At 71.9% G+C, this 21832-nt stretch carries 21 protein-coding genes; 4 read left to right on the forward strand and 17 right to left on the reverse strand.

The window, feature by feature from the left end; genetic code table 11:
• Positions 1–5: 5 nt before the first annotated feature.
• Together ACQUQF_RS10005 and ACQUQF_RS10010 are read right to left on the reverse strand one after the other, a co-directional pair.
• Positions 6–773 (reverse strand): TrmB family transcriptional regulator, encoded by a 768-nt coding sequence (locus tag ACQUQF_RS10005; protein ID WP_435178315.1) that lies wholly within the window; start codon positions 771–773, stop codon positions 6–8.
• Positions 773–3955 carry an MMPL family transporter gene (locus ACQUQF_RS10010; RefSeq protein ID WP_435178317.1) on the reverse strand — a complete coding sequence of 1061 codons (3183 nt, stop codon included), beginning with the start codon at positions 3953–3955 and terminating at the stop codon, positions 773–775. Before ACQUQF_RS10010 ends, ACQUQF_RS10005 begins: the two co-directional genes overlap by 1 nt.
• Positions 3956–4282: 327 nt before the next feature.
• Between ACQUQF_RS10010 and ACQUQF_RS10015 the strand changes: the two genes are divergently transcribed.
• Together ACQUQF_RS10015 and ACQUQF_RS10020 are read left to right on the forward strand one after the other, a co-directional pair.
• Entirely contained in the window at positions 4283–4615 is a 333-nt protein-coding gene (locus ACQUQF_RS10015) for a HalOD1 output domain-containing protein (protein WP_435178319.1), read from the forward strand.
• A 106-nt stretch (positions 4616–4721) separates the two neighbouring features.
• Entirely contained in the window at positions 4722–5804 is a 1083-nt protein-coding gene (locus ACQUQF_RS10020; protein WP_435178321.1) for a CNNM domain-containing protein, read from the forward strand.
• Between the two features lie 70 nt (positions 5805–5874).
• Here ACQUQF_RS10020 and ACQUQF_RS10025 read toward each other — a convergent pair whose 3' ends face one another.
• From ACQUQF_RS10025 to ACQUQF_RS10040, 4 genes are all read right to left on the reverse strand, one after another.
• Positions 5875–6693: a rhodanese-like domain-containing protein gene (locus tag ACQUQF_RS10025; RefSeq protein ID WP_435178323.1), complete on the reverse strand. Its 819-nt coding sequence runs from the start codon at positions 6691–6693 to the stop codon at positions 5875–5877.
• An 88-nt stretch (positions 6694–6781) separates the two neighbouring features.
• Positions 6782–7312 carry a DUF7504 family protein gene (locus tag ACQUQF_RS10030; protein ID WP_435178325.1) on the reverse strand — a complete coding sequence of 177 codons (531 nt, stop codon included), beginning with the start codon at positions 7310–7312 and terminating at the stop codon, positions 6782–6784.
• A complete protein-coding gene (locus ACQUQF_RS10035) occupies positions 7296–7640 on the reverse strand; it encodes a hypothetical protein (RefSeq protein WP_435178327.1) in 345 nt (114 codons plus the stop codon). The genes ACQUQF_RS10030 and ACQUQF_RS10035 overlap by 17 nt, the downstream gene beginning before the upstream one ends.
• Positions 7637–7921 carry a hypothetical protein gene (locus tag ACQUQF_RS10040; RefSeq protein WP_435178329.1) on the reverse strand — a complete coding sequence of 95 codons (285 nt, stop codon included), beginning with the start codon at positions 7919–7921 and terminating at the stop codon, positions 7637–7639. Before ACQUQF_RS10040 ends, ACQUQF_RS10035 begins: the two co-directional genes overlap by 4 nt.
• A gap of 306 nt (positions 7922–8227) precedes the next feature.
• Between ACQUQF_RS10040 and ACQUQF_RS10045 the strand changes: the two genes are divergently transcribed.
• Positions 8228–9265, forward strand: a complete 1038-nt coding sequence (locus ACQUQF_RS10045; RefSeq protein WP_435178331.1) for an NAD(P)-dependent alcohol dehydrogenase — start codon at positions 8228–8230, stop codon at positions 9263–9265.
• Between the two features lie 2 nt (positions 9266–9267).
• Here the strand turns inward: ACQUQF_RS10045 and ACQUQF_RS10050 are convergent, their stop codons facing one another.
• Both ACQUQF_RS10050 and ACQUQF_RS10055 read right to left on the reverse strand, forming a co-directional pair.
• A complete protein-coding gene (locus ACQUQF_RS10050) occupies positions 9268–10404 on the reverse strand; it encodes a phosphotransacetylase family protein (protein ID WP_435178333.1) in 1137 nt (378 codons plus the stop codon).
• 13 nt (positions 10405–10417) lie between these two features.
• On the reverse strand, positions 10418–12508 hold the full coding sequence (locus ACQUQF_RS10055) for an acetate--CoA ligase family protein (RefSeq protein ID WP_435179514.1): 2091 nt from the start codon (positions 12506–12508) through the stop codon (positions 10418–10420).
• Positions 12509–12909: 401 nt separating this feature from the next.
• Between ACQUQF_RS10055 and ACQUQF_RS10060 the strand changes: the two genes are divergently transcribed.
• Entirely contained in the window at positions 12910–14445 is a 1536-nt protein-coding gene (locus ACQUQF_RS10060; RefSeq protein ID WP_435178335.1) for a phosphoenolpyruvate carboxykinase (ATP), read from the forward strand.
• Between the two features lie 24 nt (positions 14446–14469).
• Here the strand turns inward: ACQUQF_RS10060 and ACQUQF_RS10065 are convergent, their stop codons facing one another.
• The 9 genes from ACQUQF_RS10065 to ACQUQF_RS10105 form a co-directional block, all read right to left on the reverse strand.
• Complete coding sequence (locus ACQUQF_RS10065; RefSeq protein ID WP_435178337.1) at positions 14470–14685, reverse strand: YgaP family membrane protein; 216 nt, start codon at positions 14683–14685, stop codon at positions 14470–14472.
• Between the two features lie 26 nt (positions 14686–14711).
• Positions 14712–15155: a GIY-YIG nuclease family protein gene (locus ACQUQF_RS10070; protein WP_435178339.1), complete on the reverse strand. Its 444-nt coding sequence runs from the start codon at positions 15153–15155 to the stop codon at positions 14712–14714.
• 32 nt (positions 15156–15187) lie between these two features.
• The gene (locus ACQUQF_RS10075; RefSeq protein ID WP_435178341.1) at positions 15188–15607 is read right to left on the reverse strand and encodes a DUF4149 domain-containing protein; all 420 of its coding nucleotides are present in this window, start codon (positions 15605–15607) and stop codon (positions 15188–15190) included.
• A gap of 101 nt (positions 15608–15708) precedes the next feature.
• Positions 15709–16152 (reverse strand): universal stress protein, encoded by a 444-nt coding sequence (locus ACQUQF_RS10080; protein ID WP_435178343.1) that lies wholly within the window; start codon positions 16150–16152, stop codon positions 15709–15711.
• 50 nt (positions 16153–16202) lie between these two features.
• Complete coding sequence (locus ACQUQF_RS10085) at positions 16203–17408, reverse strand: arylsulfotransferase (asst) (protein ID WP_435178344.1); 1206 nt, start codon at positions 17406–17408, stop codon at positions 16203–16205.
• Positions 17409–17618: 210 nt separating this feature from the next.
• Entirely contained in the window at positions 17619–18095 is a 477-nt protein-coding gene (locus ACQUQF_RS10090; protein ID WP_435178346.1) for a YbaK/EbsC family protein, read from the reverse strand.
• A 78-nt stretch (positions 18096–18173) separates the two neighbouring features.
• On the reverse strand, positions 18174–18683 hold the full coding sequence (locus ACQUQF_RS10095; protein WP_435178348.1) for a hypothetical protein: 510 nt from the start codon (positions 18681–18683) through the stop codon (positions 18174–18176).
• A gap of 135 nt (positions 18684–18818) precedes the next feature.
• Positions 18819–20147: an MFS transporter gene (locus tag ACQUQF_RS10100; protein WP_435178350.1), complete on the reverse strand. Its 1329-nt coding sequence runs from the start codon at positions 20145–20147 to the stop codon at positions 18819–18821.
• Positions 20148–20222: 75 nt separating this feature from the next.
• Positions 20223–21758, reverse strand: coding sequence for an alpha,alpha-trehalose-phosphate synthase (UDP-forming) (locus ACQUQF_RS10105; RefSeq protein WP_435178352.1), 1536 nt, complete (start codon positions 21756–21758; stop codon positions 20223–20225).
• Positions 21759–21832 lie beyond the last annotated feature (74 nt).

Below are 21832 nucleotides of genomic sequence, written 5' to 3' on the forward strand. Positions count from 1 at the left end.
TCGCCTCAGATCGACACCGTGTCGCCGAGGCCGCCGTCGACGAGCTGGATGAGCACCGCCGCGATGCCCGTACCGGACGACCAGATGGCGGTCTCCTCGGCCAGCTCGGAGTCGCCGCGCCGGTCCCGGACGCTCAGCAGCACCGTCTCGCGGTCGACCACGAGGACCTTCCCCACGGGGGCGCCCTCGTGGGGGTGGTCGGTCGGGAACTCGGGGACCTCGACGGGGGTGTCGGCGAACAGCTCGGCGGCGCCGTCGCCGGCGACGGTCACCGCGACCCCCGCCTCGGCGCGCTCGACGAGGCGGACCGCGACGTCGTCGGGCAGGTCGCCGGCGTCGCGACCGATCGCGAGGAACACGCTGTGCCCGGCCTCCTCGACGAGCTGTGCGACCCGGTCGTCGATGGCGGTCCGGCCGCGGACCGTCCAGATGTCCTCGCGCCGCTCGTCGCCGTCGCCGCCCTGCCGGCGGGCGGCCTCCAGGTAGTCGAACGCCTTCTCCTGGGTGCGCTCGAACTCGCCACGGAGGTGCGACCGGGCCGCCTCCAGGCTGACCGCCCGGTACTGGATGGGCTTGGACTGCTGGACCTCGACTAGTCCGCGGTCCTGGAGCGACTCGGCCGCGCCGTACACCTGCGACCGCGGCACGTCGGTCGTGCGGTGGACCTCCCTGGCGGTCGCGACGCCGAGCCGCTGGAGCGCCGCGAACACCTTCGCCTCGTAGTTCGACAGCCCCAGATTCTCGAGGGCCTCGATGGCGTCGTCCTCGTCCATTAGTTCTCTCTGGGACCCCCGTTGGCCACCGCGGTACTCGTCTCTTTCGTCGCGGCCTCGCCGGTCTCGCCCGGCCCGAGGTAGCGCGTCCACAGCACCAGCATGCTCGGCAGCACCAGCACGCTCGCGAGGAACGCGTAGACGATCGTCAGTCCGGTGATGATGCCGAACTGCTGGAGCGCGGGCAGGATGGCGAAGGCGAGCACGCCGAACCCGCCGACCGTGGTGGCCGCGCTGCCCAGCAGCGCGCCCCCGGTGCCGGTGACGCTCTCGCGCATCGCGGCCCAGATGGTGTCACGGCGGCCCAGCTCCATGGTGTAGCGCTCGCTGAGGTGGATGCTGTACGCGACGCCCAGCCCGACGGTCAGGCTGGTGATCATCCCGGTCAGGACGTTGAACGGCATCCCGAGCAGGTACATCGTCCCGAGGATCCACGAGACGCTGAACGCCACCGGGAGCAGGGTGATGGCCCCGAGCGTCGCGCTGCCGTGGGCCAGCCGGTAGGCGAACATCAGGAACGCGAACGTCGCCGCCAGCGTGATGAGCAGGCTCTCGATGACGGTGTCCAGCAGCTGGTTCTGGACGATCTCGAAGACGATGGGCTGGCCGGTCGCGGTGGCGGTCAGGCCGTCGCCCTCGATGCGGTCGGCGATGTTCCGCATCGCCTCGGTCACCGTCGACGAGGAGGCGCCGCCCCGGACGGAGACGACCATCCGGGCCGCGGTGTACTCGCCGTCCTCGCGGTTGATGACGCCCTTCGCTTCCTGGGGCGCGACCTCGAACAGTTCGTCGTACACCCGCTCGACGTTGCGGTCGGGCACGCCGTCGCCGTCGGTGTCGGCCGCGGCGAGCGTCTGATTGAACGACTCGTTGGTCGCGGCGACCTGCTCCATCACCGACAGCGGGCTCCGAATCTGGGGTTCGCCGTTCGAGAGGACGACCACCACGTCCTCCTTCTGGCTCGCCAGGTCGGTCGCCTTCTCGAGCTTCTGGAGCGCCTGCGGCGTCGCGACGTCCCCTTCGACCAGGATCTGGGCCTGCGAGTCCTGGCGCAGGAAGTGCTGGTTCACGAACTCGAGGTTCGCCTTCGCGGAGTACTCGCCGGGGGCGAACGGCTCGGGCAGGCTCTCCATCCAGTCCGGCGGGTCCTCGGCCAGGAAGTCGGTCTGGTCGAACGTGGTGTCGACCTTCGTCGCGCCGTAGGCGCCGCCGGCCGACAGCACCAGCGTCACCGCGAGCACGACGTAGGGGGCCTTCCGGGCGGCGACCGCGCCGACCGACAGCACCGAGCCGAGCGCGCCGCCGCCGGTGCCGAACGCGCGCTTCTTCCGGTCCCAGCCCCGGGACTCGAGGAAGCCGTCTATCTCGACCTTCAGCGCCGGGATCAGGCCGCCGAAGACCACGAGCGCGGCGACGATGCCGACCGAGCTCACGACGCCGAAGTCCCGGATGGGCGGCAGCGGGCTGACCAGGTTCGAGAGGAAGCCGATGACCGTCGTCGCGGTCACCCAGACCAGCGCCACGCCGACGCTGGCCAGCGCGACCGACATCCCCTCGCGGACGCTCTTTGCTCGCGGGCCTTGCTCGCTCGCGTTCGAGGCGCCTTGCGCCTCGCGCTCCTCGCGCTCCTCGCGGTGGCGCATGAACACGTGGATGGCGTAGTCGATCGACAGGCCGATGAGCAGCACCGGGACGGCGATGAAGATCTGGTTGAACGTGATGCCGGCCCAGCCCATGAAGCCGAACGTCCAGACGAGCACCGCGCCGATGCCGAACACCCCGAGCAGAATGTCGAGCAGGTCGCGGTAGGCGATCAGCAGTGTCAGCACGACGAACAGCAGCGCCATCGGGCCGACGATGGCGATGCTGTCGGTCATCGACTGCTGGGTCTCCTGGCTGATGATGCCCGAGCCGAACACCATGACCTCCCGGTCCATGGTCTGGCGGGCGACCTCCTGGATGGCGGTCTGGGTCTCGACCAGCCGCTCCGACGAGGACATGCCGCCCACGCCGCCGCTCCCCAGGTCCTGGAACACGACGAGCATCGTGGCGTTGGCCCGGGTGCTGCCCGGCTCGTAGGAGGTCGGCATGAACGCGAACGCCCGGCTCGCGGGACCGTCGCCGCCCTCGCTGAGTACCGACTCGACGGTCGACTCGACCTGCGACCGGTTCATCGAGCGGAGCTGCTCGATCTGGGCGGCGAGCGACGGCGAGGAGGCGTTCCGGAGCTGCTGGCGCTGGGCCTGCAGCGCCTCGGCGTCCCGCTTCAGCTGCTGGCCGCGTTCGCGCAGTTTCTCGGCGCGCCGCTGGAGCTGCTGGTACTCGCTCGCCAGCACCCCGCGGGTCCCGAGCCGGTACACCTGGTCGAACTGCGACCGGATCTCGGCCGCGCGCTGGCGGTACGTCGACCGGTTGATCTCGCCCTGCTGGTACGAGGCGTTCAGCCGGTCGAGCCGAATCTGGAGGTCGCGGACCCGCTCGAACGCCCGGACGAACGTCGCCGACTGGTTGGCGCTCAGGTTCGCGGTCGCCGCGACCCGGACCTGCCGGAGCTCGGTCTCTATCTGCCGGGACCGCTGCTGGTAGGTCGAGTCGTTGACCTGGCCCTGCCGGTACGAGGCGTTCAGCCGGTCGTACCGGGCCTGGAGCTCGCGCGTCTGGTTCAGCGCGTCGCTGAGCCGGGCCGCGGTCAGGTTGAGCTCCCGGCTGCGGCGCTGGAGCTCGGCCCGCGACTCGTTGAGCGACTGGCGGCGCTGCTGGAGCTCGGCGGCGGACTGCCGGAGCTGGGCCGCCTGCTCCTGGCGGATGGCGACCGTCGCGACGATGTTCGCCACGCCCGCAGTGGGCGTGTCGTTCGCCAGGCTCCGGTTTATCGTCTCGTTGGCCCGCAGCGCCCGCTGGAGTTCGAGGGTCCGGATCAGTGCGTCCTTCGACAGGACGTTACCGTTCCGGTCGCGGACGATCAACTGGACCGTGGTCGCGTTCTGCTGGCCGGTCTCGAAGTTGGACTCGATGTAGTCGAGCTTCTGGGCGGCGGTGCTGTCGCTCTGGAACTGGTCGAGCGACGATGACTGCTCGACCATCGGCGCGCCCGCCCCGACCAGCACGGTCAGGACCAGCAGTGCGACGATGACCTTGCGGCTGTGCTCCGTGACGGCGGCGAAGAGGTCGCCGGCGTTCACGCCGCGACCCTCCGCGTCGGTGTGTTCCTGAACATACGTTCACCGCTGTTGTTAGAATGGTACTAACAGAACTGGCATAAAGGCGGTGATTCGAAGTTCGCGCGACCGGGACGCACCCGGGCACCGTCACGTGACCTGGGAGAACGACCGCAAGACCGGGGCACGACCGCGTGACTGCGGCGCGGACGGCGCCCCTGCCCCACCGCGGTGCAGTGGCACGACGTGCTCCCCGACGCGGGTCGAACCGCGACGTCCTCGCCCGGGACCGCGCGCCGAAATCTGCCAGCGACGATAGCTTTTAGACGGTTCGAGAACCAGAGGGGAGGCATGCGAACGCCGCGGACCGCTCCGGGCATCGGCCGACGCGTCAGTACCGCAATCGTGACCGCGGTGGCGGAGGCCGAGGGGCTCTCGCCGACCGACCTCGCGCCGCCGCTCCACGACGCTGTCGACCCCGAGGCGCTGGACCGCCTGTTCGGGGGCGACCGACACCGGGCCGAGGGCGAGACGCGCGTCTCCTTCACCTACTACGGCTATGACGTTCGCGTCGGCGGCCCCGACGACGTCGTCGTCCGGCCGGCCGACGAATCGGCTCTGACCGGGTCGCGCTCGGACCGGGATCAAGAGCGCGACCCGTCCGGTCCGGACCGACGCACCTGACTGCGTCGACGAGGGACGGTCCGGGGCGATCGGGGCGGACTCGTACTCCGACGCTCGCGTTGCAGTGCCGACACCTTTTTCGGAGTTTCGCGGCCACGTCTAGTGGATGGTGGAGCTCGCGACGCTCGCGCGGGTAGTCGGCGGCCTGGTGCTCCTGTTCGGCAACGCCTACTTCGTGACCATCGAGTTCGCGATGACCCGGGTCCGGCAGTTCACCGAGGGGGAGTTCCGGGGGTCGGCCGGCCTCGAACGCGCCTGGGAGATGACCGACCGGCTGGAGATCTTCCTGTCGGGGTGCCAGCTCGGCATCACCGTCTGCAGCGTCGGGCTCGGCGTGGTGGCCGAGCCCGCGCTGGCGACCCTGTTGACACCGGTCGTCGAACTGACGGGCGTCGGCTCCCACGCGCTGTCGGCCGTCCTCGCGCTGGCGATCATCAATCTGCTGCACGTCGTCGTCGGCGAGCAGGCGCCGACCTACCTCGGCATCGAGCGGACGAGGGCCGTCGCCGCGTACGGGTCGGCGCCGCTGTACTACTGGACCAAGCTCCTATCGCCGGTCATCGTGCTCGCGGACAAGGCCGCCAAGTGGCTGCTCTCGCTGTTCGGCGTCGAGATCACCCGGTCGTGGACCGAGGCCGAGACCGAGGAGGGCGGCCGCGAGGTGTCGACGCGGGGCGACGCCCGCCGCGAGATGGGCGACATCCTGAGCCAGGCCGGCCTGGCGGACGAGCGCGAGGAGGAGGTCATCGCGGCGCTCGACATCGACACGATCCCCGTGCGGGACATCATGGTCCCCCGCGAGGCGATCGTCGCCCTCTCGACGGAGAACGCCCCCGAGGAGAACCTTCGGCGGATGCGCGAGGAGCCCCACACCCGGTTCCCGCTGGTCGGCGAGACGCTGGCGGAGTTCGTCGGCATCGTCTACACCCCGCCGCTGGTCGGCCGCGAGCGGGAGCTGCGCGACGGGTCGCTGACCTGGGAGGACGTCGCGACCGAACCGCTGACGGTCGAGGCCGACCTCGCGGTGAGCGAGCTCGTCGACCGGTTCCAGGAGCGGCGCCACGAACTGGCGCTCGTCACCGACGACGGGGCGGTCGTCGGGATGGTCACCGCGACCGACGCGTTCGAGTCGATGATGGGCGAGCTCGAGGACCCCTACGACGAGGAGCCGGCCGACGCCCCGGCGTGAGCGGGAACGCGGGCGAACGCCGGACCGACCCGGCCGCGCCGAGAGGCGCGGGGACGGCCGGGACGCGGACTCAGCCCTGGACCGTGCCGGCGGTCAGCTCCCGCAGCGTGCCCTCGACGGTGTAGCTCGGCGTCTCGACCTCGACGGTCGAGTCCGGGCCGACGTCGTGGAACTTGAGGTGGAGCTCGTAGCTGCCGTCGGCCGCGATGTCGGTCGACTCGACCTGCCCGGTTGGTCGGTGGCGCGCCCACGCGTTCTCCCCGGCCAGATCGGCGGCGGTGTCGCCCTGGATCGTCCACTTCTTCGGCGGGTTCTCGACGTCGGTGCCGGCCATCGCGTAGCCGCGGGCCCGCCACTCGCCGAACCCCTCGTCGATGACGTAGACGTTCTCGTAGCCGTTCTGGATGAGCTGAGAGGCCCGGATGGACGAGAGGTGGTGGGGACACCCGCAGTAGCAGACGATGCGGTCGTCCTTGGGCCAGTCCCGGAGCGGATCGTTCGGCGCCCGATACTTCTCCGGCGCCGGGCTCAGCACCGCGCCGTAGACGTGGGCCGCCTCGTAGGAGCGCGGGCCGCGGGCGTCGGCGAACCGGGCCTCGCCCCGGCGGTACCAGTAGTGGGTCGCGTCGATCGGTGCCAGCGGCACCTGGACGCCGCCCTCCTCGACCGTCTCGAACGAGTCGGTGTCGATGTCGCGCTCCGAGGGCTGCTGGTCGAACTCCGGCGGGTAGCCGTCGGTGTCGCCGTCGGTCGGCGTGTACTGCGAGTACCCCGACCACGGCGTGGTGGTCCCCTCGGCCGCGGTCTCGCCGCCCCCGCCCTGCCCCAGACACCCGGCGACCGCGGCGAGCGACGCCGCACCGGTCGCCAGGAACGTTCGGCGTTTCATCTCTGCCCGTTGGTAGCGAATCGTCGCGTAAGAATGTTGCTCTCCGATATTACTCGCGAATCCGGCGGAAATTAAGGGCGGGCGCGGGCTACTCGACCGCGATCGCCCGGTCGTAGCGCTCCAGGAGTCGGGCGTACGTCTCGTCGGTGACCGCGTCCCGGACCGTGCAGTGGGCCCCGCAGGCGGCCCGCTCGCGGGTGCTCGACGCGACCGAGTCGAGCAGCCGGAACACCTGGTCCTCGCGGCCGTACATCAGCAGCACGTTCACGTTGTCGACGACGACCCACCCGCCGCGGGAGACGTACTCCAGCGCCTTCGAGACCCGGATGCTGATGCCGGTCAGGTCGCTGGGGTCGACCGGGTCGGTCGTCCAGAGCGGGCCGTCGTACTCGTCGGGCGACCCCGTGACCGGGACGACTCCCACCGTCCGGGGGTCGCCCCCGCGGCGCTCGACCAGCGACTCGATCCGCCCGGGCGCGGCGGTCGCCGACACCACCAGCAGGTTCTCGAACGCGCGGTCGGGCAGCAGCGCCAGCGGCGACCCCATCGAGGGCACCGACACCAGCGCCTGCTCGCCGGGCGAGAGGTCGAACCCGGCGTCGTCAGTCGTCTCCGGCACTCTCGAACCCTCCGGTCGGGTCGGGGACGGTCGGCGTCTCGACCCCTTCGTCGTCGAGACGGACGTAGGGGCGGGCGAACTGCCAGGTCCCGGCCGCGGCCAGCAGCGCGGCCGCCAGGTCGAGCGCCTCCGAGACGAGCGAGTTGTGGAACAGAACCGCCGCCGTGTACGCGGCGGTCACGACGAAGAACGCGCTCGCCAACAGCAACAGGCCCCGCGTGTACGCGACGTTCCGGGCGTAGGCGACGACGGGGTACGCCAGCAGGAGGCTCGTGACGACGAGCGTCGCGGTCTGGGCGACGAAGACGAACGAGAGGAGGTCGGTCACAGCTTCCTCCGTTCGGTGAGCAGGACGAGCGCGTGGGCCGCCGCGACGAGCGCCCCCGCGACGGCCACCGTCGAGAGCACCAGATACAGCGTCGTCGGGACGTCGACGCCCAGCGCCTCCGGCGCGTTCAGCGCGGCGAACGCGAGCACGACGACCGGGAGCGGCCGGAGCACCGCCCCGAACGGCGCGCCCCGGAAGCCCCGGGACGCGATGACGGCGACCGGGAACGTCCCCGCGAGAACGAGCGCGGTCGACAGCGCGAGCATGCGTTCGAGTAACATCCGACAGGGGGTTTTCGCTTCCGGCTTAAATAACCCCCCGGTGGACGCGCTCGTCGAGCGTCGACGAGCGCGAGGCCGGCCAGGGCGTCGCGCAGGAACGCGAGGTCCTCCTCGTTCGTCCGGAGCGACACCTCGTCGCCCCGGAGGAACACCGGCCCCGGCCTGCGCGGACGTACTCCGAGAGCTGACGTAGGCGATCGAGTGGGGTGGGACGGCGTCCCGTTCGGGTCGCCCGACTTCGGGGAAACCGACATCGGGTCGACCCGCCGCAGAGCCGATTTACGTCTCGGCGACCAACGCCTGCCCATGCGCACGGCAGTCCTGACCGAACCCGGCCGCTTCGAGATCGAGGACCGGCCGCGCCCCGACCCCGGACCCGACGAGGTGGTGGTCGCGGTCGGCGAGGTCGGCATCTGCGGGTCGGACCTCCACTACTACGAGCGCGGCCGCATCGGCGACTACGTGGTCGAGGAATCCCTGGTACTGGGCCACGAGAGCGCGGGCGAGGTGGTCGGGGTCGGCGACGCGGTGTCGGACCTCGAAGCCGGTGACAGGGTCGCGCTCGAACCCGGCGTCCCCTGCCGGCGGTGCGAGCGCTGCAAGCGCGGCGAGTACAACCTCTGCCCGGACGTGACGTTCATGGCCACGCCGCCCGACGACGGCGCGTTCGCCGAGTACGTCGCCTGGCCGACCGACTTCGCCCACCGACTGCCCGACGAGGTGTCGATCCGGGAGGGCGCGCTCTGCGAGCCCCTCAGCGTGGGCCTCCACGCCGCCCGACGCGGCGAGGTCGGCGCGGGCGACTCGGTGCTGGTCACCGGCGCGGGTCCAATCGGCCTGCTGGCGATGGCCGCGGCCCGGGCCGCCGGCGCGACGACCGTCGTCGTCGCGGACGTGGTCGAGGCCAAACGCCGGCGGGCGACCGAGCGCGGCGCGGACGCCGTCGTCGACCCGGGCGAGGAGGACCTGGCCGAGGCTGTCCGGGCCGAAACAGACGGCGAGGGCGTCGACGTCGTCATCGAGGCGTCGGGCGCCGAGTCGGCGATCAGGGGCTCGCTCGACGCGGTCCGGCGCGGGGGCACCGTGGTCTTCGTGGGGCTCCCGACCGAGGCGGCGATTCCGCTGGACGTGGGCGACATCGTGGACAGCGAACTCGACGTCCGCGGGTCGTTCCGCTACCGGAACGCGTACCCGGCGGCCATCGACCTCGTCGCCGACGGCGCGGTCGACCTCGCGGGCATCGTGGACTTCGCGGCGGACCTGGCGGACGTGGACGACGCCTTCCGGCGCGCCGCGGACCCCGAGACGGTGAAGGGGATGGTCAGGGTCGGCGGGTCGAGATAGGGCTACTCGTCGGCGCCGTCGGTGTCGGTGTCGTCGTCGGTGCGTGTCTCCGTCTCCCCGTCGCCGAGCTGGCCGCCCTCCCCGTCCCCGAGGATCGCTTCGACGTCGGCGTGGTCGTGGAGCAGGTCCCGCATCGCCGCGACCGTCTCGGCGTCTCGGGTGCGCCCGCTCCGGACCACGTCCTCGGCGCGCTCGATGGTCGTCAGGGTGTCCGACTGGACCAGCAGCACGGGCACGCCCTTCTCCTCGGCCGCGCCGACGACGGCGCCCGGCGGGCGGAACCCGCCGGTGAGGATGAGGACCTTCACGCCCGGGGCCTCCAGCGCCACCCGCTGGAGGTCGGGCCGGTCGCCGCCGGTGACCAGCGCGGCGTCCTTGGTCCGGCGGAGGTGCCGGAGCGCCGAGTCGCCCGACATCGCGCCGACCAGGAACCGCTCGACGAAGGCGTCGCCGGGCGCGTCGTTCAGCTGCTCGGCCGACAGCTCCGCGGCGAGGTCCTCGACGGTCACGCCCGCCAGCTGCTGTTCGCGGGGGATCACGCCCAGCACGGGGACGTCCCGGCCCTCCAGGAACGGGACGACCTCGGTGTCGAGGCCGTCGAAGTCGCCCTCCCGGACCGCGTTGAACAGCACGCCGAGCAGCCGGTCGCCCACGTCGTCGACCGCGGCCAGCACGTCGTCGACGTCGCCGCCGCGACGGTACTTCGAGAGCAGCAGCACCTCGGCGTCGAGCAGGTCGGCCACCTCCGGGTCGGTGAGGTCGACGATGCCGCCGGTGGTGTGCTTCCCGCCGCCCTCGATCACCATCAGGTCCTTGCCCTCGGCGAGGCTGTCGAAGCTCTCGCGGACCTGCTCGCGGAGCTCGCCGGGGTCCTCCCGGCCGCGGATGGCCTGCTCGATGAACGTCGGCGAGTAGACGATCGGTTCGAGGTCGTGCATCTCGGCGTCGAGGCCGAGCACCTCGCGGGCCAGCATCGGGTCCTCGTCGAGGGTCTTCCCGACGTTGCTCTGGAGCCGGGTGCCCTTGGGTTTCATGTAGCCGACCGACAGGCCGCGCTCGGCGGCCAGTTCGGCCAGCGCGAGCGCGACCGCGGTCTTGCCTGTGCTCGCTTCGGTCGCGGTGACGAGTAGCGTTCTCATGGGGTATCAGTACTCATAGTTCGTCGGTGTCCACGGTGAGTCGCACGTCCACGGCCCGGACGCCGTCCGGGCCGGCGACGAGCGGGTTGACGTCGAGTTCGAGGATGGCCGGGAAGTCGGTCACCAGCTGCGAGAGCCGCTGGAGGCTCTCGACGACGGCTTCCCGGTCGGCGGGCTCGCGACCCCGGGCGCCCCGGAGGAGCGGGGCCGACCGGATGCCCTCGACCATCTCGGTCGCCTCGCGCTCGCTGACCGGCGCGACCCGGGTCTCGGTGTCCTCCAGCACCTCGACGAAGATGCCGCCGAGGCCGAACAGCAGCAGCGGGCCGAACTGCGGGTCGCGGTTCATCCCGATGATGGTCTCGGTGCCCGCGTCGAGGTCGACCATCTCCTGGACCTGGACGCCCAGGATGTCGGCGTCGGGCTGGTAGTTCCGGGCCCGGGTCACCAGGTCCTCGAAGGCGTCGTACACCGCCTCGGGCGCGACGCCGACCTTCACGCCGCCGATGTCGGACTTGTGGAGGATGTCGGGCGAGACGATCTTCATCACCACCTCGCCGTCGATGTCCTGGGCCGCGGCAACCGCCTCCTCGGGGTCGGCGGCGACGGTGCCCTGGGGCGTCGGAATCCCGTAGGCGTCGAGCAGGCCCATCGCCTCCACGCCGAGCCGGTTGTCGCCGCGCTCCTCGGCGGTCGCCAGGATCTCGCGGGCGCGCTCGCGGTCGACGTCGAAGGTGCGGGGCGCCTCGTACTCGCGCTCGCTGATCTCGCGGTAGCGCGAGAGGGCGTCGAGGCTCCGGACCGCGCGGGCCGGGTCGAAGTAGTTCGGGATGCCGCCCTCCCGCAGGCGCTCGGCGGCCGGTTCGGTGCGCTCGCCGCCCATCAGCGCCGCCGCGACCGGCTTGCCGTGCTCGGCCTGGAGGTCGGTGACGGCGTCGGCGAGTTCGCCGTAGTCCAGCACTGCCGTGGGCGCCGACAGCACCACCGCACAGCCCACGTTCTCGTCGGCCAGCGCGAGGTCGATGGCGGTCCGGAACCGCTCGATGTCGGCGTCGCCGATGGCGTCGATGGGGTTGTAGATGTTGGCCTCTTCGGGCATCGCCTCCGACAGCTCCGACAGGGTCCCCTCGGAGAACGAGGCCAGCGAGAGCCGCGAGTCGCCGACCGCGTCGGTGGTCATCACGCCCGGGCCGCCGGCGTTGGTCACGATGGCCACGTCGTCGGTCTCGGGCAGCGGCTGGCCAGACAGGATCTGGGCGAAGTCGAACAGCTCCTGGACGTTCTCGACCCGGAGGACGCCGGCCTGCTCCAGGCCGGCCTCGTAGGCCTGCTCGCTGCCCGCGAGGGTGCCGGTGTGCGAGGAGACCGCCTGCGCGCCGGCCTCGGTCCGGCCCGACTTGACCATCACGATGGGGGTGTCGTCGGTCGCCTCGCGCGCGGAGTCGATGAACTCCCCGCCGTCCTCGACGCCCTCCAGGTAGCCCAGGATGACGTCGGTGTCGGGGTCGTCGCCCCACGCCTCGACGAAGTCGGTCTCGTCGAGGACGGCCTTGTTGCCCAGCGACACCACGTCCTTGAAGCCGATGCCCTGGTCGTTGGCCCAGTCGAGCACCGCGGTGATGAACGCGCCCGACTGGCTCATGAACGAGATCGAGCCCGGTAGCGCGTTCTCCGGGCCGAACGTGGCGTTGAGCCCGGTCGGCGTGCTCATCACGCCGAGGCTGTTCGGCCCGACCAGGTAGAGGTCGTACTCCTCGGCGACCGCGGTGAGTTCCCGTTCGCGGCTCGCGCCCTCGCTGCCGGTCTCGCCGAAGCCGGCGGTGATGACCACCACGTTCCGGACGCCGGCCTCGCCGCACTGCCGGACCGTCTCGACCGCAATCTTCGGCGGCACGACGACCACCGCGAGGTCCAGTTCGCCCGGCACGGCGCCGACGTCGGGGTAGCAGTCCAGCCCCAGCACCTCGTCGTAGTTCGGGTTCACCGGGACGGTCTCGCCCGCGAAGTCGGCCCGCAGGTTCGCCGTGATCGCGCGACCCACCGAGCCCTCGCTCTCGGTCGCGCCGACGACCGCGACCCGCTCGGGCGCGAACAGCCCCGACAGCCCGCCGTCGGTCGGCTTCGCTCCCCGACGAGGGTCGCCCGGTTCGGGCTCGCCACCCTCGGAGCTCTGCTCCGACGAGGATCGGCTCGCGTCGCTCTCCGGACCGCCTGTGTTCTCGGCCACGTTCGGGGTTCGCCCGAGTCGCGCTTAAAAGTGGTGTCCCGTTTTCGCAACGCGGGAAGCGGGTCCTGCGGGGGCCTCGCGTCCGGGAGGCCGAGTCGACTCGGCCGACTCGCCGCGGCGCTGGCGGTACAAACCGGTCCTACTCGGACACAATCCGCGCCATCCGACGCGAATTCCGAAGTATTTACTCGGACGTGAAATCAAAAATCGAGGGTAGAGCCCCGGACGCCCGAGTAAATGGTGCATAATTATACGTCCGGGTACTCTCGGACTACACGATGTCAGAATCCGGGAAGACGGTCCGCTCGCTGGAGACGGCGCTCCCAGCCCCGACGGAGGCAGACAACGTCGTCTACGACCCGTCGATGGAGCGACTCCGCGAGTTCTCCGAGCACCTCGAGACCACGACCGAGTTCGGCGCGCCGTCGTACGTCAGCGACGAGCGGTCGCGAAACGCCGACCTGACGGAGAACGCGGTCGACGCCGACTTCGACGCGGACGACTACGCGTACGTCGAGGCGGCGTTCGCGGCGGCCCGCGAGCGCGAGATGGTCTGTGTCGACCGCCGGATGGGTCGCCACGACGACCACTCGTACGTCTGCCGGCTCTACGTCCCGAAGGAGTACGGCCGCATCGCGCTGGCGTGGGCCAAGCTCTTCGAGCCGGTGACCGACGACGACCCCGACCCCGATTTCGTCACCGTCCAGGTTCCGGACGCGGACGAGATCGCCATCCGCATCCTGCCCGACGAGGGGATCACGGCCGTGCTGGGCAGCGACTACACCGGCGAGGCCAAGAAGTCGTTCCTCCGGCTGTTCATGTACTACGCCAAGCGGGAGGGCGGGCTGGGTCTCCACGCCGGGAGCAAGCGCGTCCGCCTGAAGCGCGGCGGAGAGGGCGACGACGCGGACGGCGAGGGCGACCTGGAGACGGTCGGCCAGGCGTTCCTCGGCCTCTCGGCCACCGGGAAGTCCACGCTGACCGCCCACGGCCTCCGGCTCGACGACCCCGAGGAGGCGACGATGCTCCAGGACGACGTCTGCGCGCTGTTGCCCGACGGCACCGTCGCCGGCAGCGAGGGCAACGGCCTGTTCGTCAAGACCATCGGGCTCGACCCCGACGAGCAGCCCGCGCTCTACGACGCGGTGACCCACGAGTCGGCGGTGCTGGACAACGTCGACGTGGCCGACGACGGGACGGTCGACTTCGACTCCGACCGCTACACCACCAACGGCCGCGCGGTCATCGAGCGCAACCAGCTCTCGTCGGCGGGCGAGGACATCGACCTCGACGGGGTCGACCAGGTGTTCTTCATCACCCGCAACCCAGTGATGCCGCCGGTCGCGAAGCTCACCGCCGAGGAGGCCGCCGCGGCGTTCATGCTCGGCGAGTCGATCCAGACCAGCGCGGGCGACCCCTCGAAGGCCGGCGAGTCCATCCGCGTGGTCGGCACCAACCCGTTCATCATCGGCTCGAAGGGCGAGGAGGGCAACCGCTTCCGCGACCTGGTCGCCGACCTCGACGTCGACTGCTTCGTGCTCAACACCGGCCACCTCGGCGGTCGGGACATCGGCGTCGAGGAGTCGGTAACCGTCCTCCGGGAGATCGCCCGCGGCACCGTCGAGTGGACCGACGACCACGCGACTGGGCTGACGGTCCCGAGCGAGGTCCCGGGCATGGACGTCTCGGCGTACGACGTCGCGGAGAACGTCGAGAACCTCGACGAGAAGCTGGCCAGGCTCCGGACCGAGCGCCGGACCCACCTCGACACCTTCGAGGACCTCGACGACGAGATCCGCGACGCGGTGTACTGAGGTCGGGCGGACCGACTTTCGTTTCTACTTTCTGGAGCAGGTGTCGACGCCCAGCAGCGCGTTCACGCCGCAGAACCGCGTCGCGGCGTTGAACAGGAGCCCCGCGCCCAGGACGCCCGTCGCGAGGGCGACCCCGGGGCGACCGCCGACCAGCGCTCCGGCCGCCGCCGCGACCAGCGCGGCGCCGAGGACCGCGCGAGCGATTCTGTCCCGGCCGCCGACGTTCGGTTCGAGCGCCATGCCTTGGAGTTCGGGCCTCCGGACAGTTAGTTCTCCGCCCCGTCTGTCCCGGCGGTGTGGGCCCGCCGGACCGCCCGGGCCAGCGACTCACGCTCCGGCGCGAACTGGAGGTGGGAGTCGCAGTCGCAGTCCGACGCTCCGAGGCCCGCGACCGCCTCGGTCGCCGCCCGGTCGTCGGCCTCGATGGCCCGGTTCACGGCGCACTCGACGTCTTCGTCTCGGGTCTTCACGACCTCCGCGACGCGGCTCGCGGGACGGCCCAGCAGGTAGTCGACGTGCCAGTGGCGGGCGTCGCGCTCGCCGGCCGCGAGCTCCCGGTGGCGCTCGACCCGGGCGAACCCGCCGGGCCCGAACGCGCTCCCGGTGTAGGCGTACCACCCCGCCGAGAGGGCGCGCTCGCCCGCCGCGCCGAACGCGACGGTCGCGTCCTCCGCGAGTTCCGCGAGCAGCGTGTAGGTTCCCTCGGGCATGGTCGGAGTTCGGGCTGCGTCGCGTGACCTGATTACAGATGCGACAGCACCAGTGCCGCGGCGACCGCGACCATCGTCACGCCGTTCAGCGCGACCGACTGCTTGTGGTACTTCGCGAAGGCGTCGTCGCCGGCCCGCTCCATCTTCGGGATGAGGACCTGGCGGGCGTAGAGGTCGAGCGCGATCCCGACGAGCACGACCGCCGTCAGCAGGGTCCCGCCGAGCGGGCCGCCGGGCTCGGCGACGAACGCGGCGCCGAACGCCACCCACCCGAGGCCCGCGCCGAACGCGTAGTACTTCGGGAAGATGGCGTTGACCACCCGGCCCGCCTCGCCGCCCAGCACGTCGAACGTCGTGGGCGCCCCGACGAACGAGAAGAAGACGATGCTCCCGAGCCAGACGCCGAGCGCGGCGTCGAGGACGACCGCGGCGCCGGTCTGGACGAGGCTCATGTCCGACGGTTGGAACCCTCGCGAAATCAATGGTTCGGATGCGCGGACAGCCACACCGGAGTCGCGCCCCGCGAGTCCGCCGGCTCGATCTCGGAAGCCGCTCACTCCCGGTCCGGCAGCCGACACGCTTCCGGGCCGGCGACCATCACGGGGACCGTCGCGGTCCGGACGACGCGCTCGGCGACGCTGCCGGCGTGGACGAACCGGTCGAGGCCGGTCCGGCCGGCCGTGCCCATCATCACCAAGTCGACGTCGTGGTCGGCGACGTAGTCGAGGATCTCCTCGGTCGGGTCGCCGTACCGGAACGCCTTGACGACCGGCACGCCGCGCTCGGCCGCCCGGCGCTCGACGGCTTCGACGGCCTCCTCGCCCTCCGCCTCCATGCGCTCGACGTTGAAGTCGACGTGTCCCATCCCGGAGTCGGTCTCGACGACGTAGAGCGCGTGGACCTCCGCGTCGTGCTCGGCGGCGAGTTCCAGGCCGTTCCGGACCGCGCACTCCGAGGCGGGCGTGCCGTCCGTGGGAACGAGGATGCGGTCGAACATGGGTTCTCCGAGGCCTCCGTGGGAACAACTCGCACCCCGGGGAGATAAATCTACGCCGCGACGGCCGAGAGACGGGATTCGGCCGATCCGTTCGCGACCGGTCCGCCGGCGGTCGTCGCAGGTCCGCCGGAACCCGCGGCCGGCCCGCCGGCGCTCTCGTCGCCGGTCCCGAGCCGTTCGGCGTCGTAAGCCCCCTCGACCTCGACGCGCCAGACCACCGTGCCGTTATCGGCGATCTCCAGCACGCGACCCCCCTTCGTGTCGGTGACGAGGGTGTGGCCGTTCGGGAGCCGGTCGGCGTCCCGCGGCCAGTCGAGGCGGTCGTCGGACCAGCTCCAGGCCTCGCGCCAGGCCCCCTCGTCGGTCCGCCGATACTCCACCACGCGGTCGTTCTCCGAGTCGGCGACCACGACCGCCGGCCCGCCCCGCTCGGCCGGGATGAAGTCGGGGTTGTGCTGCTCGTGCAAGATGCCGTACTCGTCCTCGGCGCCGAGCGTCCAGTTCTCCTGCAACCCCCGCTGCCGGTGGACGAACGCCACCCGGTCCTGGTTGCGGAGGCTGACCATCACCCGGCCGTCGCCCAGCAGTTCGACGTCGTTGACGTGGGTCCAGTCCCGCGGGAACGGCCCGCCGCTCGACAGCGGGAGGTCCTCGCGCGCGCTCCAGGTCCACTCGTGGATGCCGGTCGTCGTGTTCACGACGAACGCCTTGTCCCGGGCGATGTCCGCGACCAGCAGGCGGCCCTCGCCGACGCGGTCGACGTCGTGCCACTGGCCGTGCCGGACCGAGGTCTTCTGCGCGTAGAGCCGCCGGACCCCGCCGGTGGTGAGGTTGACCTCCTCGACCACGTTCAGCCAGCACGCCGTCTCCGCGTCGCATTCGCTCGGGCTCAGCCGGTTCGCGCCGACGTAGAGCACCGTCGCGTTCGTCCCGGGCACGGGGTCGACGTCGTTGTACACCCGCAGGCTGTCGTTGTAGTAGAGCCTGCTGCCGTTCGCCCGGACCGCCGCGAGGAAGTTGGCCCGGTCGCCGCCCTCCTCGCGCTCGCTCGTCGTGAGGACCGTGATCGGTCCCGCGGGGAGGCCGCTCGACGCTGGCGGGCTCCGCGCCGGCAGCCCGGCCCACTCGGTTCCGTCCGCCTCGTCGGGGGCGTCGGCCGAGATGCCTAGCGGGTTCGCGAACCCCCCCGGACTCGGGACGACGCCCGTCCACAGGACCGACGCCACGACCGCGGCGCTCGCTGCGAACGCGAGCACTCGATACAGGTCTGGTCTCGTTGCCTTCACCGTTCACTCCCGGCGGTCGCCGTCGGGTCGGCGGCGGTCGTGACTCCCGTAACGACCGCTTGCGGCAGTCCCGTCATCGGCGCGTTCCCGACGACACCCTCCGGCCCGCGTCCACCCCTCGGCGGCGACCCGCGGCGACCTCCATCTGGAAGGCCACGACCGCGGACAAAACGGTGTCGGTCACTCGGCGACGTCGGCGACCTCGGCGCCCGAGAGCTCCCGGAGCCGGTCCGGGTCGATGGGGAACACCGCCTCCGGGGTACCGGCGGCGGCCCACACCGTCTCGAACTCGGTGAGCGTCTCGTCGAGGAACACCGGCACGTCGGCGTCGTGGCAGAACGGCGGCACCCCGCCGATCGACCAGCCGAGCGCGGCCTTGATCTCGCCGGCGTCGGCCATCCCCACGTCGGCCTCGTCGAGGTCGAGCAGGTCGGCCAGCTCCGCCTCGCTGACACGGTTGGCGCCGCTGGTCACGACCACGACGAGCCGGTCGTCGGCGCGCATGGCGATGCTGCTGGCGATCTGGGCGACGTCGCAGCCGACCGCGTCGGCGGCGTCCGCGGCGGTCTTGGTCCCCTCCGGGAACTCCTCGATGTCGACCTCGAAGTCGTACTCGCGGGCGGCGCGGTCGGCGAACTCCTTCGCTCTCCGGTGCATGCCCGTGGGTAGCGTCGGCGCGGCTCAAATAGGTCGGGGTCGGCGCAACCGCCCGACGGTACGCTCGACAGTCCGCCCTCACCAGCTGCGCACCGTCTCGTCGCTCGGCGGCTCTGACCCGGTCCCCGCGACGGCGGCGTACACCGCGCCGAGCAGCGCCCCGTAGACGAGGTGCGCGACCGCGAGCACCACCGGGAACGTGAACTCCGCGACCAGGCCCGGAATCGGCAGGAGCGGCACCGGCAGTTCGGTCGCGCCCGCCGCGTTGAGCCACAGCGGGAGCAGGACCCCGCCGGTCAGCACGCCGAGCGCCGCGCCGTACCCCGCGCCGAGGCCGACGAGCTCGGCCGGCCTCGACGTGTAGTCGCCCAGGAGCGGCTGCGATACCACGGCGACGAAGACCAGCGCGAACACCACGCTGTTGATCAGGTGGGCGACCCATCCCGCGAGGACGGTCGGTCGCCCGTAGAGCGCGCCGACGAGCGCCATCGTGCCCGCGCCGAAGTGGAGCACCAGCCCCATGCCGACGCCGGCGACCAGGCCGGCAGCGGCCCCGGCGACCCACCGGCGGCGCCGCGTCCGACCCACTGCGGTCTGTTCTGTCGTTTTCGCTGTCACTTCCCCCACCGCCCCTACTCTCGACCCGCACAGACATAGGTGCTCGGCGACCCCTCCGGGGACTGTCGTCTCTCGCCGGCGACCCGTCGGGGCTCGCCGCGAGGCTCAGTCGGTGGTGCTCTCCTGGCCTGTCGCTTCCTCGCCCCTCCCGTCGGGCGTCGAGAGCCCCCGGAGCCCGGCGACCACGACCGCGCCCGCCGCGACCAGGCCGCCGGCGACCCCGAAGGCGGGCAGGTAGCCGAACCCCGCGGTCCAGCCGCCGAGCAGCCCGCCGACACCGCCGGCCGCGGCCACCAGCGCGGCGTGGACCCCCAGCGCCTCGCCCCGGACCGCGGCGGGCGCGTGGCGCGTCACCAGCCCGGTGCCGGTCACCGCGATGACGGCCCACGTCGCGCCGAGCACGAGGAAGACGCCGACCGCGCCGGTCAGCGCCGGGAGGCCGACCAGCGCGCCGACGACCGCGACGGCGGGGAAGGCGACCGCCCGGACGCCCAGCGCCCCGCTCTGGAACAGCCGGACGTCGACCCGGTCGGCGAGCTCGCCGACCGGGCCGTAGCAGACCACCGACGCGAGGCTGGTCGCGAGGTAGAGCCCGAACGTCGCGTCGCCGCCGTGGCCGGCGGCCGAGAGGTACGCCGGCAGCGGCGCCCAGAAGGCAGCGAAGCCGGTCGAGAACAGCGCGACCGCCGCGAAGTAGCCCGCGAGCCGCGGCGTGAACCGCCGGCCCACCTGACGGGGCCGGAGCCCCAGCGTGGTCCAGTAGAGCCGGTTCGGGGAGAAGGCGAACGTCGCGGTCCTGACGTGGCGGTTGGTCCGCGAGAGGAACCGGGCGATCCGCCGGCGGTCGCTCCGCCGGAGGTCGGTCTCGTCGGGCGAGGGGACCCACGCCGCGGCCGCGGCGGCCGAGACCGCGGTCAGCCCCGCGCCGACGACGAACAGCCAGCGCCGGGCCGCGAGCGGCGAGGCGAACCGGGGCGCGAGGGCGCCGAGCCACGCGGTCCCGAGCACCAGGCCGCCGGCCCAGCCGAACCCCTGGTACCGGTTGAGCGCCGCGATCCGGCGGGACCACTCGCGCTCCGGCGCGTCCGCCACGACCAGCAGCGTCAGGACCGGGCCGGCGGCGGCCGAGACGAACCAGAGGACGGCGTTGACCGTCAGGACCGCGGTCACCGAGTCGAGGAGCGGCAGCGCGGCGAGCGAGGCGGCCGACCCGAGCAGGCTGGCGACGACGACCGACCGGCGGTTCCGGGTCCGGTCGGCCAGCCGGCCCCAGAGCAGCGCGCCCGGCGTCCCCAGCAGCGCGACGCACCCCGCGAGCAGCCCCAGCGCCGCGGGGCCGCCGCCGAGCGCGACGACGTACAGCGGGACGAGCAGCGAGGCCGCGCCGAGCGCGACCGACCCGAGTCCCCACGCGTACAGCCACCGTTCTGTCATCGCCGCGACTGACGCCGCACCGACACGTAAATGTCCTGAATCGCGCCGAGCCGGTCGCCGCTCGGAGGCCCCGGATCAGTCCGATTCCGCGGTCGCGTCACCGAGGGCCGCGGCGGTCTCGAAGATGTCGTCCATCCAGGCGTCGAGGTCGTAGGCCGTGACGAGCTGGCGCATGTGGCGCATCCGCTCGCGTCGCTCCTCGGCGGAGTCGGTGATCGCCGCGCGGACGGTCTCGGCGAACTCCCTCGTCGCGTACGGGTTGATTGTGTAGGCGTAGTCGCCGAGCGTCTCGTCGACGCCCGCGAAGTCCGACAGCACCAGCGCGCCCCCGTTGTCGAGCTGGGCCGCGACGTACTCCTCGGCGACCAGGTTCATCCCGTCCCGGACCGAGCTCACCAGCGCGAGGTCGGCGTGGCGGTAGAGCCCGTACAGCGACTCGGCGGGCAGCATCTCGGTGATGCCGACCACCGGCTCCCAGTCGTCGGTGCCGAACCGGTCGTTGACCCGCTCGGCGGTCTCGGAGACCTCGGCCTGGATCTCCTGATAGGCCGGGATCTCGCTTCTGCTCTCGCTGGCCTTCTGGACGTAGACGAACTCGCCGCGGAACTCGGGGTACGACTCGAGGAAGTACTCGATGGCCCGGATGCGCTCGGGGATGCCCTTGGTGTAGTCGAGCCGGTCGACGCCGACCGCGACCACGGCGTCGTCGGCGATGCCCCGCTCCTCGCGGAACCGGTCCCAGAACGCCTCGGCCCCGTCGCTGCCGGCGAGCCGCTCGATGCGGTCGGTGTCGACCCCCATCGGGAACGACTTGACCAGCGTGGTCGAACCGCCGCGGTGGACCTCGCCGGCGGTCCAGTCGATGGCGGCCTCGTCGAAGCAGGCGTCAACGCCCTCGAGGAACTGGGCGCAGAACCGGTCGACGTGGAAGCCGACCAGGTCGTTGGCCAGCAGCCCCTCCATCAGCTCCCGGCTCTGGGGGCACACCCGGAAGTCGTCCCACGTCGGCCACGGGATGTGCCAGAAGTGCGCCAGGGTGACGTCGTCGCCGAGCTCGCGCCGGACCATCGCCGGGGCCAGCCCGAAGTGGTAGTCCTGGAACCAGACCAGCGACCCCGGGTCGGCCTCCGCGACGGCCGCGTCGGCGAACTTCCGGTTGACCGCCTCGTAGCGCTCCCAGAACCGCGGCTCGTAGGTGATGCGACCCCGGTCGCTGTGGCAGAGCGGCCACAGCACCTGGTTGCTGTAGCCGTAGTAGTACTCCTTGACCTCGTCGTCGTCGAGCCAGACCCGCCGGAGGGTGTAGGCGGGGTCCTCGGGGGGAACCCCGACCCGGTCGCGCTCGTCGACGACCTCGCGGTCGGCGTCGCCGTCGCCCCAGGCGACCCAGGTGCCCGACGCGCGCTGCATCACGGGGTCGAGGCCGGCGGTCAGGCCGCCGACCGGGCGGTCGACGGTGATCTCGTCGCCGTCGTACGAGTGGCTGTACGGCTCGCGGTTCGAGACGACGACCAGCCCCTCGGTCGGGGCCGACCCGCCGTCGGCCGGCGACTCGTCGGTCGCTCCGTCCGGGGACTCGGCCGCCGCCTCGTCGGTCTGCTCGCTCGTCATCCCTGCGGCGTGCGGTCGTGGGCGTTCGGCACGGGGACTCGGCTCCGCGTCGTCGCGCCGCGAGGGGGAGCGGA

This window comes from Halorussus sp. AFM4, from assembly GCF_051194995.1.
GTDB lineage: Archaea > Halobacteriota > Halobacteria > Halobacteriales > Haladaptataceae > Halorussus.

What these genes read in the sequence shown, in the direction of transcription:
- ACQUQF_RS10005 (WP_435178315.1), bottom strand. Translation starts at nt 773, where the DNA reads ATGGACGAGGACGACGCCATCGAGGCCCTCGAGAATCTGGGGCTGTCG.
- ACQUQF_RS10015 (WP_435178319.1), top strand. Translation starts at nt 4,283, where the DNA reads ATGCGAACGCCGCGGACCGCTCCGGGCATCGGCCGACGCGTCAGTACC.
- ACQUQF_RS10020 (WP_435178321.1), top strand. Translation starts at nt 4,722, where the DNA reads ATGGTGGAGCTCGCGACGCTCGCGCGGGTAGTCGGCGGCCTGGTGCTC.
- ACQUQF_RS10025 (WP_435178323.1), bottom strand. Translation starts at nt 6,693, where the DNA reads ATGAAACGCCGAACGTTCCTGGCGACCGGTGCGGCGTCGCTCGCCGCG.
- ACQUQF_RS10040 (WP_435178329.1), bottom strand. Translation starts at nt 7,921, where the DNA reads ATGTTACTCGAACGCATGCTCGCGCTGTCGACCGCGCTCGTTCTCGCG.
- ACQUQF_RS10045 (WP_435178331.1), top strand. Translation starts at nt 8,228, where the DNA reads ATGCGCACGGCAGTCCTGACCGAACCCGGCCGCTTCGAGATCGAGGAC.
- ACQUQF_RS10050 (WP_435178333.1), bottom strand. Translation starts at nt 10,404, where the DNA reads ATGAGAACGCTACTCGTCACCGCGACCGAAGCGAGCACAGGCAAGACC.
- ACQUQF_RS10060 (WP_435178335.1), top strand. Translation starts at nt 12,910, where the DNA reads ATGTCAGAATCCGGGAAGACGGTCCGCTCGCTGGAGACGGCGCTCCCA.
- ACQUQF_RS10065 (WP_435178337.1), bottom strand. Translation starts at nt 14,685, where the DNA reads ATGGCGCTCGAACCGAACGTCGGCGGCCGGGACAGAATCGCTCGCGCG.
- ACQUQF_RS10070 (WP_435178339.1), bottom strand. Translation starts at nt 15,155, where the DNA reads ATGCCCGAGGGAACCTACACGCTGCTCGCGGAACTCGCGGAGGACGCG.
- ACQUQF_RS10075 (WP_435178341.1), bottom strand. Translation starts at nt 15,607, where the DNA reads ATGAGCCTCGTCCAGACCGGCGCCGCGGTCGTCCTCGACGCCGCGCTC.
- ACQUQF_RS10080 (WP_435178343.1), bottom strand. Translation starts at nt 16,152, where the DNA reads ATGTTCGACCGCATCCTCGTTCCCACGGACGGCACGCCCGCCTCGGAG.
- ACQUQF_RS10090 (WP_435178346.1), bottom strand. Translation starts at nt 18,095, where the DNA reads ATGCACCGGAGAGCGAAGGAGTTCGCCGACCGCGCCGCCCGCGAGTAC.
- ACQUQF_RS10100 (WP_435178350.1), bottom strand. Translation starts at nt 20,147, where the DNA reads ATGACAGAACGGTGGCTGTACGCGTGGGGACTCGGGTCGGTCGCGCTC.
- ACQUQF_RS10105 (WP_435178352.1), bottom strand. Translation starts at nt 21,758, where the DNA reads ATGACGAGCGAGCAGACCGACGAGGCGGCGGCCGAGTCCCCGGACGGA.